The sequence below is a fragment of the Pseudomonas sp. ADPe genome, from assembly GCF_014843515.1.
Classification (GTDB): Bacteria; Pseudomonadota; Gammaproteobacteria; order Pseudomonadales; family Pseudomonadaceae; genus Pseudomonas; species Pseudomonas citronellolis.
On the sequence record NZ_CP062122.1, the window covers coordinates 3,511,258 to 3,523,448 of the forward strand.

A 12,191-nucleotide genomic window follows, 5' to 3' on the forward strand; every position below is an offset into this window, starting at 1 on the left:
TTCTTTCATGACCGGCAAAGACACCGCAGAGCCCTCGAGCCTGAAGATCTACTTCCGTCTGCTCACCTACGTGCGGCCCTATTGGGGCATGTTCGCCCTGAGCATCGTCGGCTTCCTGATCTTCGCCGCCACCCAGCCGATGCTGGCCGGCATCCTCAAGTATTTCGTCGACGGCCTGACGCACCCGGACGCCAAGCTGTTCCCCAACGCGCCCTGGCCCTGGCTGCGCGACCTCTCGCTGCTCTACGCGGTGCCGCTGCTGGTGGTGATGATCGCGGTGTGGCAGGGCATTGGCTCCTTCCTCGGCAACTACTACATCGCCCGCGTCTCCCTGGGCCTGGTGCACGACCTGCGGGTGGCGCTGTTCAACAATCTGCTGACGCTGCCCAACCGCTACTTCGACAGCCACAACTCCGGGCACCTGATCTCGCGCATCACCTTCAACGTGACCATGGTCACCGGCGCCGCCACCGACGCCATCAAGGTGGTGATCCGCGAAGGCATGACCGTGGTCTTCCTGTTCCTCTCGCTGCTGTACATGAACTGGAAGCTGACCCTGGTGATGGTCGCCATCCTGCCGGTCATCGCCCTGATGGTGACCAGCGCCAGCCGCAAGTTCCGCAAGCAGAGCAAGAAGATCCAGGTGGCCATGGGCGACGTGACCCACGTTTCCTCCGAGACCATCCAGGGCTACCGCGTGGTGCGCAGCTTCGGCGGCGAGGCCTACGAGCGCGAGCGCTTCCTGCAGGTGAGCCGCGAGAACACCAGCAAGAACCTGCGCATGAACAAGACCTCGGCGATCTACACGCCGATGCTGCAACTGGTGATCTACAGTGCCATGGCGGTGCTGCTGTACTTGGTGCTGCTGCTGCGCGGCGATGCCACCGTCGGCGACCTGGTGGCCTACATCTCCATGGCCGGCCTGCTGCCCAAGCCGATCCGCCAGCTCTCCGAGGTCAGCTCCACCATCCAGAAGGGCGTGGCCGGCGCCGAGAGCATCTTCGAGCAGCTCGACGAGCAGCCCGAGGTGGACCGCGGCAGCGTGGAGAAGGAGCGCGTGCTGGGCCGCCTGGAAGTGAAGAACCTCAGCTTCACCTACCCGGGCACCGACAAGCGCGTGCTCAACGACCTCAACTTCAGCGTCGAGCCGGGGCAGATGGTCGCCCTGGTCGGCCGCTCCGGCAGCGGCAAGTCGACCCTGGCCAACCTCATCCCGCGCTTCTACGACCACAGCCAGGGCAAGATCCTCCTCGATGGCGTGGACGTGGAAGACTACCGCCTGCGTAACCTGCGCAAGCACATCTCGCTGGTCACCCAGCAGGTCAACCTGTTCAACGACAGCGTGCTCAACAACATCGCCTACGGCGACCTCGCCAGCAAGCCGCGCAGCGCGGTAGAGAAGGCCGCCGAGGATGCCTTCGCCCGCGAGTTCATCGACCGTCTGGCCGAAGGCTTCGACACCGAGGTCGGCGAGAATGGCGTGATGCTCTCCGGCGGCCAGCGCCAGCGCCTGGCCATCGCCCGCGCGCTGCTCAAGGACGCTCCGGTGCTGATCCTCGACGAGGCCACCTCGGCGCTGGACACCGAGTCCGAGCGGCACATCCAGGCCGCCCTGGAGAAGGTCATGGAGGGCCGCACCACCCTGGTGATCGCCCACCGCCTGAGCACCATCGAGCGCGCCGACCTGATCCTGGTGATGGACCAGGGCCACATCGTCGAGCGCGGCACCCACGACGAGCTGATCGCCCTCAATGGCTACTACGCGCGCCTGCACGCCAGGCAGTTCGCCGACGAGCCGGCCGAGGACGGCATCGGCGAGTCGGTCTGAATGGCCTTGCTAGATCGCCTGCGCTGCTTCCGCGAGCGCGGCTGGACACCCATCGACGCCGCGGCCTACGCCGAGGCCTGGCAACGCTTCGGCGGCAGCGTGGCCACCCACCCGCAGGTGGTGGAGCGCCTGGCCGGCCTGGCCGGCATCCCGGTGCGCTACCTGGGCTGGGTCGCCGACGGCCAGCTGCGCGCCGCCATCCCCACCTGGGGCCGGCACCTGGCGCTGTCCAAGGACGTGCTCAAGCGCGAAGGCAAGAAGGCGCTGTTCGACCTGGGCAACGCCGAGATCATCCTGCCCATCGCCGAGGACGCGCGGATCGCCCTGCGCCACCGGGTGCGCTACCTGTCCGAGCTCAATCACCAGCAGGTGACCGACGCCCGCCGGCAGGATGAAGAGCTGGCGCTGAACCGCGCGCCGGCGGACTTCTCGAAGAAATTCCGCTACAACCAGCGCCGCGAGCTGCGCCTGCTGGAAGAGGCGGGCGGCGTGCTGCAACCGATGGACGAACTGAGCCCGGTCGAGCAGGCGCACATCTACGCCGAACTGTTCCAGCGCCGCTGGGGCTTCGAGGTGCCGGGCAAGGCGCGCCTGGCCGAGGTGCTGGAACTGATGCGCGAATTCATGCGCGGCTCGCTGGTGCGCCTGGACGGCGAGCCGGTGGCGATCCAGATTCTCTACCGCGTCGAGTCGCCTAAGTGGATCAGCGTCGAATACATCAACGGCGGCGTGGCCCCGGAGAATCGCGAGTTCAGCCCCGGCAGCGTGCTCACCCACGTCAACACCCAGCAGGCCTGGGCCGAGGCCGAGGCGCTGGGCAAGCCGCTACGCTATTCCTTCGGCCGCGCCGACCGCGAATACAAGGACCGCTGGTGCCACCGGGTGCCGGTGTTCCAGGTGTAAATGCTCGAAATGCTCTTCGTAGGAGCAGACTCCGGAGAACTCCCATGAGCGCCCGCAAGCAGCAACTGCTCAAGGCCCACCGCCGCAAGAAGCGCCTGGTGCTGCTGGTCGCGCTGCTGGCGCTGGTCGCCCTCGGCGTGTTCGCCCCCTGGTGGAGCGTGCCGCTGGTCGTGCTGCTGGGCTGGCTGGCCCACGAGGCCTGGTTCGCCGACCACCTGTTCTACTCGCCGCGCGACGACTACCGCTACGACTTCCCGGAAGGCCAGCTGAGCCTGCCGGCCTCCCTCGGCCCGCATGGCCTGCACGTCGCCACCGATGCGCTGCCCGAGGGCTACGAGACACTGCTGCTGCAGATCCGCGTCAAGGCCAACTGGCTGGGGCGCTGGCTCGACCCGCAGGTGCTGATCGAAGGCGCCGAGGGCATCGATCGCCAGGACTTCGAGCGCGGCGTGAACGGCGTGCGCTACCTCAACCTGTCCGGCCAGGGCGCGGCCCTGCGCAGCGGGCACCTGCGCATCCGCGGCCGCCACTGCCGCCTGGACAGCCAGGGCACCCTGCACGCCTTCCACAACCCGGACTACGCCGAGCGCCGGCTGATGGTGATCGCGCCCCACGCCGACGACGCCGAACTGGCGGCCTTCGGCCTGTACAGCCGCGCCGCCGAGGCCAGCATCGTCACCCTCACCCAGGGCGAGATCGAGGCCGGGCACTACCAGCGCCTGGGCCTGGACAAGGCCGCCGCGGCGCGCCTGAAGGGCCGCCTGCGCACCTGGGACAGCCTGGCCGTGCCGCTGTGGGGCGGGGTGCCGGCCAGCCGCTGCGTGCAACTGGGCTACTACTGCCTGCAACTGCCGGCGATGTGCGGCGAACCGGACAAGGGCTTCGGCTCGCGGGAGTCCGGCGAGAGCGACGTCCGCGGCCTGCGCCGGCACAACCCGCTGCAGCTGCCGGCCGACGCCGACGGCGTGCCCAGCTGGAACAACCTGGTGGCTGACCTCGCGGCGCTGCTGGAGCACTTCCGCCCCGAGGTGCTGGTCACCCCGCACCCGCAATTGGACCCCCACGCCGACCACGTGCATGCCACGCGCGCGCTGTGCGAGGCGATCGAACGCAGCGCCTGGAAGCCGCAGACCCTGCTGTTCTACGCCAACCACCTGCACGACAACGACCGCTGGCCCATGGGCCCGGCCGAGGGTGGCGTGGCGCTGCCGCCGTGCATCGAACCGCTGCCGGCCGACGCCTTGTGGAGCCCGACGCTGGACGCCGCCACGCGCCTCGACAAGGCCCAGGCCCTGGCCATGCAGCACGACCTGACAGTCCCGCTACCGGCCAAGAAACGCCTGCGCCGGCTGATCCAGCGGGCCCTGGCCGGGCGCCGCTGGCCGGCCTTCGGCGAGGACGAATTCTTCCGCAAGGCGGTGCGTCGCCACGAGCTGTTCTGGGTCCGTCCGCTGCGCTGAACGACCGGCGCCCGGCGCGAGGCCGGGCGAGCGGCTATGGTATTATCCGCGGCGATTTCGACCTGCGGAGTTCCCATGAAACTGACCATGCCCCGTTTCGATCAGGCCCCTGTGCTGGTGGTCGGCGACGTGATGCTCGACCGCTACTGGCACGGCGCGACCTCGCGCATCTCGCCCGAGGCTCCGGTGCCGGTGGTGCGGGTCGAGCAGCATGAGGACCGCCCCGGCGGCGCGGCCAACGTCGCGCTGAACCTGGCCGCCCTGGGCGCCCCGGCCTTCCTGGTCGGCGTCACCGGCGAGGACGAGGCCGCCGCCAGCCTGGCCGACAGCCTCGGCGCGGTGGGCGTGACCACCCGCTTCCAGCGCATCGCCGGGCAGCCGACCATCGTCAAGCTGCGCGTCATGAGCCGGCATCAACAGTTGTTGCGGGTGGACTTCGAGGAGCCCTTCAGGACCGACGCCGAGGCCCTGGCCCGCGAGACCGAGGCGCTGCTGGACCAGGTCCGCGTGCTGGTGCTGTCGGACTACGGCAAGGGCGCGCTGAAGAACCACCAGGCGCTGATCCAGGCCGCGCGCAAGCGCAACATCCCGGTGCTGGCCGACCCCAAGGGCAAGGACTTCTCCATCTACCGCGGCGCCAGCCTGATCACCCCGAACCTCTCCGAATTCGAGGCCATCGTCGGCCGCTGCCAGGATGAGAACGAGCTGGTGGCCAAGGGCCTGAAGCTGCTCGGCGACCTGGAACTGGGCGCGCTGCTGGTGACCCGCGGCGAGCACGGCATGACCCTGCTGCGCCCCGGCCACCCGGCGCTGCACCTGCCGGCCCGCGCCCGCGAGGTGTTCGACGTCACCGGCGCCGGCGACACCGTGATCTCCACCCTGGCCGGCGCCCTGGCCGCCGGCGAGGACCTGCCGCAGGCCGTGGCCCTGGCCAACCTGGCCGCCGGCATCGTCGTCGGCAAGCTCGGCACCGCGGCCATCAGCGCCCCCGAACTGCGCCGCGCGGTGCAGCGCGAGCAGGGCTCCGAGCGCGGCGTGCTGGGCCTGGAGCAACTGCTGCTGGCCATCGAGGACGCCCGCGCCCACGGCGAGAAGATCGTCTTCACCAACGGCTGCTTCGACATCCTCCACGCCGGCCACGTCAGCTACCTGGAACAGGCCCGCGCCCAGGGCGACCGGCTGATCGTGGCGGTCAACGACGACGCCTCGGTGTGCCGCCTGAAAGGCCCGGGCCGGCCGATCAACAGCGTCGACCGGCGCATGGCGGTGCTCGCCGGCCTCGGCGCGGTGGACTGGGTGGTGAGCTTCAGCGAGGACACCCCCGAACGCCTGCTCGCCCAGGTGCGCCCGGACGTGCTGGTCAAGGGCGGCGACTACTCCGTCGACCAGGTGGTCGGCGCCGACATAGTCGCCGGCTACGGCGGTGAAGTGCGCGTGCTCGGCCTGGTGCCGAACAGCTCCACCACCGCCATCGTCGAAAAGATACGTCGTAAGAATTAGCTGGAAGCTGGAAGCTTCCAGCTTCTAGCTTCTAGCTTCCCACCCACTGACCGCCGCGCCAGCGCGTCCCGGCAAAGCGGTCATGGTCCCCCCGCCGCTTCCCGGCGCATGATCCCGGCATCCCATCCCCGCGTGGAGCGAGATGCCATGACCACCGACGTGCAGGGCCGCGCCCTGGCCGTGCTCAACCGGGTGGCCCAGGCCGACTGGCCGGACCGCCTGAAATTGCGCAAACCCTTCGAGAAACTGCTCTACACCGGCAGCCGCACCGGCTTCCGCATGGCCAGCCAGCGCGCTGCCAAGCAGCTCAAGACGCCGCGCAAGGTCGACCCGGACGGGCTCTTCGACCTGTCGCTGTCCGACGAACAGCAGATGCTGGTGGAAATGCTCGAAGGCTTCGCCGCCGAGGTGCTGCGCCCGGCCGCCCACGATGCCGACGCCAACGCCGGGGTGCCCGCCGAACTGCTCAACCAGGCCCTGGAACTGGGCCTGGCCTACTACGGGGTGAACGAAGTGCACGGCGGCATGGCCGGTGAGCGCACCGTGCTGACCAACGCACTGATCGCCGAAGCCCTGGCCCGCGGTGACCTGAGCCTGGCCGCGGCGCTGCTGGTGCCGCTGTCGGCGGCCAACTGCATCCGCCGCTGGGCCAGCCCGCAGCAGCAGGCGCAGTGGCTGCCGGCGTTCGTCGGCGAGGATGGCCCGCCGCTGATCGGCATCGCCGTGGGCGAGCCGCAGCTGCTGGCCGACGCCGCGCAACTGAAGACCCAGGCGCGCAAGCGCGGCCGCCATTACCTGCTGTCCGGCGAGAAGTGCCTGGTGGTGCGCGGCCTGGACGCCAGCCAGTTGCTGGTCGCCGCGCAGGCTGCCGACGGCCCGGCGCTGTTCCTGGTCGATGCCGCCGCCAGGGGCGTGGAACGCCGCCCCGAACCGGCCATGGGCCTGAAGGCCGCCGGCACCGCGCGCATCCGCCTGAAGAGCGTGAAGGTGGCCGCCGAACGGCGCCTGGCCGCGGAGAAATTCGACTACCAGGCCTTCCTCGACCTCAGCGGCCTGGCCTGGTGCGCCCTGGCCCTGGGCACTGCCCAGGCGGCGCTGGACTACGTGACCGGCTACTGCAACGAGCGCGAGGCCTTCGGCGAACCCATCAGCCACCGCCAGGGCGTGGCCTTCATGGTCGCCGACATCGCCATCGAACTGGACGCCATGCGCCTGATGACCTGGCGCGCCTGCGCCCTGGCAGAGCGCGGCCAGCCGTTCCACCGCGAGGCCTACCTGGCGCGCCTGCTCTGTGCCGAAAAGGCCATGAAGATCGGCACCGACGCCGTGCAACTGCTCGGCGGCCACGGCTTCACCAAGGAACACCCAGCCGAGCGCTGGTACCGCGACCTGCGCGCCGTGGCCGTGATGGCCGGCGGCCTGCACCTCTGAGGAGCGCCTGCATGTACCTGGAAACCCCGAAGAAATTCCGCGGCCTGGTCAACCAGGCGCACCAGGTGGCGGAAAACTACCTGCGGCCGATCTCGCGCAAATACGACAAGGCCGAGCACGCCTACCCCAAGGAACTGGACCTGCTGGCCGCGCTGCTGGACGGCATGAACGCCGGCTCGCCGGACGCCGTGGGCGCCACCTCGGCCAGCAAGCGCAAGGGCGCGGCGGCGGAGGAGGGCGTGAAGAACGGCGGCAACCTCTCCGCCTGCCTGGGCGTGATGGAAATGTGCTGGGGCGACGTCGGCCTGCTGCTGGCCATGCCGCGCCAGGGCCTGGGCAACGCCGCCATCGCCGCGGTGGCCAACGACGAACAACTGAAACGCTTCGGCGGCATCTGGGCGGCCATGGCCATCACCGAACCGGGCTGCGGCTCGGACTCGGCGGCGATCCGCACCACGGCGAGCAAGGACGGCGACCACTACGTGCTCAACGGCGAGAAGATCTTCGTCACCTCCGGCGCCCGCGCCGACGCCGTGGTGGTCTGGGCCACCCTGGACCGTGGCCTGGGCCGCGCGGCGATCAAGTCCTTCGTGGTGGAAAAGGGCACCCCGGGCATGACCGTCACCCGCCTGGAGAAGAAGCTCGGGATCAAGGCCTCGGATACCGCCTCCATCAGCTTCAGCGATTGCCGGGTGCCGGCGGCGAACCTGCTGGGCAATGCCGAGATCGACGTGCAGAAGGGCTTCGCCGGCGTGATGGAGACCTTCGACAATACCCGCCCGCTGGTGGCCGCCATGGCCGTGGGCGTGGCCAAGGCCTCGCTGGACCGCGCCCGCGAATTGCTGAAGAAGGCCGGGTGCCGTTTCGACTACGCCAAGCCGCTGCTCTCCGTCAGCCATGCCGAGGCGACCCTGTACCGCCTGGAGGCCGAATGGGAAGCGGCGCGCCTGCTGACGCTGAAGGCCGCGTGGATGGCCGACAACCGCCAGCCCAATTCCAAGGAGGCCTCCATCGCCAAGGCCAAGGCCGGGCGCGTGGCCAACGAAGTCACCCTGAAGTGCGTGGAACTGGCCGGCGCCCTGGGTTACGGCGAGGACGAACTGCTGGAGAAGTGGGCGCGGGACTCGAAGATCCTCGACATCTTCGAAGGCACCCAGCAGATCCAGCTGCTGATCGTGGCGCGCCGCCTGTTGGGCAAGACCTCCAGCCAATTGAAGTGATCATTCACATGCAGGAGCGCGCCCTGCGCGCGATTCGCAGGCAGGGCCTGCTCCTACAGGGCACGCGTAGTGCTTTTCGTAGGATGGGTTGAGCTTGCGAAACCCATGCGGTCAGGTGATGGGTATCGCTTCGCTCAACCCATCCTACGGGGGACCGGAGGGCGTAGGAGCGGGGCTCAGGCCGTGCGCCGGCCCTTGCCGGAATTGCCGTTGGCCGGCGGCAGGCTGTCGAGCCAGTCGCGGAAGCGGATGCGTTCGTCGCGCACCAGCCAGCCGTCCTGTTCGGCGAAGCTTTCCGACAGCCAGATGCCACGGGTCGCGGCCTTCACCAGTTCGCCCTTGCGCAGGGTGAAGAGCGCGTCGGTGGGCTGGCCGTGTTCCAGCGGCAGCAGGTACAGGTCCGGGCGGCGGCGGTCCAGGCGGGCCACCAGGGGGCCGCTTTCCAGGCGCTCGTCGACGTGGAACAGGCTGACGTCGCGCACGTCCTTGGGCAGTTCCATGCGCAGGTCGTAGACCAGCTGCAGCGAGGCGGTGGGCAGGTGCACGTAGGCCTGCGGGCGCTCGAGTAGACGCAGGGCGCCGGCCTGCACCGGGCGCGCGGCGCCGGACAGCGGCGTCAGCGAGAAGTGGCTGGCCTCGCGGTAGCGCAGGGTGCCCTGGTAGGGCGTCGGCAGCCAGGTGTCGCCGAAGCGCCCGCCGAGCCAGCCGTCGGCGGTCTCCACCAGACATTCTTCGGCCACTTCCTGGATGGCGGTGAGCAGCGGCAGGTTCAGTTCGTGGGACGGCACGTAGCCGGAAATCAGCTTGAGCACGGTGTCGCCGCGGTCGGCGCGCTGCTGGCGCACCAGCACCCAGTAGTCGCGGCCCTGCCAGTTGAGCGTCAGGCGCACCGACACGCCCAGGTTGGCCAGCTCGGCGGTGAAGCGCTGGGCGTCGGCCACTTCGACCGGGCGGCGGCGCTCCAGGACCTGGGAGAAATTCAGCGGCAGGCCGAGGCCCTGGTAGACCAGGCTGTCGGGGTTGGCCTCGACCAGCAACGGCAGGGTCTTGAAGGCGGTCGGGTCCTTGCGGGCGAGCGTACGGGGCATGGGCGGTCCTCGTCGTACAGGGCGCATCGGGCCGCCTTCAGGGGGGCGGCCTGGCCGATCGTTCCGGGTTGCCAGTGGCTAGGGCGTTGACGGCGAACTTCGAAAACCCTCGATTATTTCGAGGTTAGCCCTGAAAGGCGCTTTGTTTTCGGATGTTTTTCCTGTCAGCGAGCTTTTGGCGGCAATTTTGCGTGCCGCGGTTTTTCACCGCGGAGTCTGAGCATGGCACAGGAATGCGCCCTTTGTGTCAACCTTGGGTGACTGCCGATCAACGGTCGTGGCGCCGCCGGATTCGGCCGGCAGGGCTCAGCCGCCGAGGACTTCGGCCGCCAGCGCGACGTTGTGCCGCAGGTGCTGCGGGTCGATGGTGCCGACGATGGCCGCGCCCACCCCGGGGTGGCCGAACACCAGCTCGAAGCTGGCGCGCACGGGGTCCTGGCCCTCGCCCAGGCAGGCGTGGCCGCTGGCCAGGGCCTTCTTCACCAGGATGCCGCGGTGGTGCGCCAGGGCATGGTCGATCACCGCTTTCTCGGCCTGTTCGTTGAGGTTGTAGGTGACCATGGCGCAGTCGCCGCGCTGCAGCGCCAGCAGGCCGCCATCGACGGTCTTGCCGGAGAAGCCGAAGCCGCGGATCAGGCCTTCCTGCTTGAGCCGTTCGAGGCTCTCGTAGACCTCGGTGTGCTGCAGGACGTGCAGGTCGTTGCCGTCGGAGTGCACCAGCACCAGGTCGATGTAGTCGGTCTCCAGGCGGCGCAGGCTGCGCTCCACCGACAGGCGGGTGTGGGCGGCGCTGAAGTCGAAGCGCGACTGGCCGTTTTCGAACTCCTCGCCGGTCTTGCTGACGATCACCCAGTCCTGGCGCTGGCCGCGCAGCAGCGGGCCGAGGCGCTCCTCGCTGCGGCCATAGGCCGGCGCGGTGTCGATCAGGTTGATGCCCAGTTCGCGGGCCAGCGCCAGCAGGTCGGCGGCCTCGCGGTCGTCGGGGATGCGGAAGCCGCTGGGGTATTTCACGCCCTGGTCGCGGCCCAGCTTGACGGTGCCCAGGCCCAGCGGCGAGACGTTCAGGCCGGTGCGGCCCAGCGGGCGATGCAGTGCGTGCAGGTCGCTCATGGCAGCAGCTCCTCCCACACCGGGCGGGCCAGGGGCGGACGCGGCAGCTCCGGCAACGCCTGCCCGGCGGCCGGGCGGATGCCGTCGCGGTCCAGGGCCTCGAAGACGCGGTCGGCGAAGTTCGGCGCCAGCGCCAGCTTGGTCGGCCAGCCCACCAGCAGGCGGCCCTGGTCGGCGAGGAAGGCGCTGTCCGGGCGCAGCAGGCCGGATTGCGCCGGCTCGGCGCGGTCCACCCGCAGGGTGGCCCAGCGTGCGGCGGAGAGGTCGACCCAGGGCAGCAGCTTGCGCAGCTCGCGCTGGGCCTCGGCGATCTGCTCGGCTTCGCTGCGGGCCACGCCCTCGGCTTCGGCGATGTCGCCGCCCAGGTACCACACCCACTGGCCATCGGCCGCCGGATGGGTGGTCACGGTGACCCGCGGCTTGGGCCCGCCGCCGACGCAGTGGGCGTACAGCGGCTTCAGCGTCGGCGCCTTGAGCAGCACCATGTGTAGCGGGCGACGCTGCATGGCCGGCTGCTCCAGGCCGAGTTCGCGCAGCAGCGCCTCGTTGCCGGCGCCGGCGGCCAGCACCACGCGCTGGGCGCGGATGTCGCGGCCGTCGACGCGCAGGCCGACCAGCTCGTCGCCTTCGCGCAGCGGCTCGATGCGTTCGCCGGCCAGCAGGCCGTCGCCGCCCAGCACCGCCAGGTGGGCGACCAGGCTGGGCACGTCCAGCACCAGTTCGGAGAGGCGGTAGGCCTTGCCCTTGAAGGCCTTGTCCTGCAGCGCCGGCGGCAATTCGTCGCCCTTCACCTGGGCGACGCGGCTGCGCACCGCCTTGCTGGCGAAGAAGCTGGTGAGGTTGCCGGCCAGGCCGCCCGGCGACCACAGGTAGTGGGCGTCGGAAAGCACGCGCACGCCACGCAGGTCCAGCTCGCCGTCGCCGGCCAGGCACTGGCGCCACAGCGAGGGCATGTCGGCGATGGCTTCCGAGGCGCCGGTCAGCGCGCCGTGCAGGGCGTACTTGGTGCCGCCGTGGATGATCCCCTGCGAGCGCATGCTCTGCACGCCGCCGAGCGCGGTGTTCTCCACCAGCACGGTGGAATAGCCGGCACGGCGCAGGCGGGCATTCAGCCAGAGGCCGGCGATGCCGCCGCCGACGACGAGGATGTCGGTGCTCAGGGGTTGGGTCATGGAAGGGCGCGCCTCGCGTGAAACGAAGCGCGCAGTATAACCGAGGGGGCTGCGGCTCAGTGGCTGACGCTGCCGGAGAACAGCTGGATCACCACCACGCCGCTGACGATCAGGCCCATGCCCAGCAGCGCCGGGGCGTCGAGTTTCTGCTGGTAGAGCACCAGCGCGGCGACGCTGACCAGCACGATGCCCAGGCCGGCCCAGATGGCGTAGGCGATGCCCACCGGGATGCTGCGCACCACCAGGGTGAGCATCCAGAACGAGATGGCGTAGCCGACGATCACCAGCAGCAGGGGCAGGGGCGTGGACAGGCCTTTCACCGACTTCAGCGAAGCGGTGGCGATGACTTCGGCGACGATGGCGATGGCGAGATAGAGATAGCCGGGCATGTTCAGTCCTCCCCAGGAGCGGCCGGGCGGGCGGCCGATGTTGCGAATAGCGACATTCTAGTGTTCCCGGCGATGGGATAAAGTCATTGC

The 12,191-nt window shown here is 69.7% G+C and carries 10 protein-coding genes; 6 read left to right on the forward strand and 4 right to left on the reverse strand.

Annotated elements, in window-relative coordinates; all coding sequences use genetic code 11:
• Positions 1-7: 7 nt before the first annotated feature.
• The 6 genes from msbA to IG194_RS15885 all read left to right on the forward strand — a co-directional run bounded on the left by msbA (position 8) and on the right by IG194_RS15885 (position 8,342).
• The gene (gene msbA, locus IG194_RS15860; RefSeq protein ID WP_058488174.1) at positions 8-1,828 is read left to right on the forward strand and encodes a lipid A export permease/ATP-binding protein MsbA; all 1,821 of its coding nucleotides are present in this window, start codon (positions 8-10) and stop codon (positions 1,826-1,828) included.
• Positions 1,829-1,834: 6 nt separating this feature from the next.
• A complete protein-coding gene (locus IG194_RS15865; protein ID WP_058489697.1) occupies positions 1,835-2,731 on the forward strand; it encodes a GNAT family N-acetyltransferase in 897 nt (298 codons plus the stop codon).
• 44 nt (positions 2,732-2,775) lie between these two features.
• Positions 2,776-4,191: a PIG-L deacetylase family protein gene (locus IG194_RS15870; protein ID WP_058488175.1), complete on the forward strand. Its 1,416-nt coding sequence runs from the start codon at positions 2,776-2,778 to the stop codon at positions 4,189-4,191.
• 75 nt (positions 4,192-4,266) lie between these two features.
• Positions 4,267-5,691 carry a bifunctional D-glycero-beta-D-manno-heptose-7-phosphate kinase/D-glycero-beta-D-manno-heptose 1-phosphate adenylyltransferase HldE gene (gene hldE / locus IG194_RS15875; RefSeq protein ID WP_043316937.1) on the forward strand — a complete coding sequence of 475 codons (1,425 nt, stop codon included), beginning with the start codon at positions 4,267-4,269 and terminating at the stop codon, positions 5,689-5,691.
• A gap of 147 nt (positions 5,692-5,838) precedes the next feature.
• Entirely contained in the window at positions 5,839-7,122 is a 1,284-nt protein-coding gene (locus IG194_RS15880; RefSeq protein WP_058488176.1) for an acyl-CoA dehydrogenase family protein, read from the forward strand.
• A gap of 11 nt (positions 7,123-7,133) precedes the next feature.
• Complete coding sequence (locus IG194_RS15885; RefSeq protein WP_009613548.1) at positions 7,134-8,342, forward strand: acyl-CoA dehydrogenase family protein; 1,209 nt, start codon at positions 7,134-7,136, stop codon at positions 8,340-8,342.
• 176 nt (positions 8,343-8,518) lie between these two features.
• Here IG194_RS15885 and IG194_RS15890 read toward each other — a convergent pair whose 3' ends face one another.
• From IG194_RS15890 to IG194_RS15905, 4 genes are all read right to left on the reverse strand, one after another.
• Positions 8,519-9,430 carry a hypothetical protein gene (locus IG194_RS15890; protein ID WP_043316929.1) on the reverse strand — a complete coding sequence of 304 codons (912 nt, stop codon included), beginning with the start codon at positions 9,428-9,430 and terminating at the stop codon, positions 8,519-8,521.
• A 306-nt stretch (positions 9,431-9,736) separates the two neighbouring features.
• Complete coding sequence (locus IG194_RS15895) at positions 9,737-10,540, reverse strand: aldo/keto reductase (RefSeq protein ID WP_058488177.1); 804 nt, start codon at positions 10,538-10,540, stop codon at positions 9,737-9,739.
• On the reverse strand, positions 10,537-11,712 hold the full coding sequence (locus tag IG194_RS15900; RefSeq protein ID WP_058488178.1) for an NAD(P)/FAD-dependent oxidoreductase: 1,176 nt from the start codon (positions 11,710-11,712) through the stop codon (positions 10,537-10,539). The genes IG194_RS15895 and IG194_RS15900 overlap by 4 nt, the downstream gene beginning before the upstream one ends.
• Positions 11,713-11,768: 56 nt before the next feature.
• The gene (locus tag IG194_RS15905; RefSeq protein WP_058488179.1) at positions 11,769-12,101 is read right to left on the reverse strand and encodes a DMT family transporter; all 333 of its coding nucleotides are present in this window, start codon (positions 12,099-12,101) and stop codon (positions 11,769-11,771) included.
• Between the last annotated feature and the right edge of the window lie 90 nt (positions 12,102-12,191).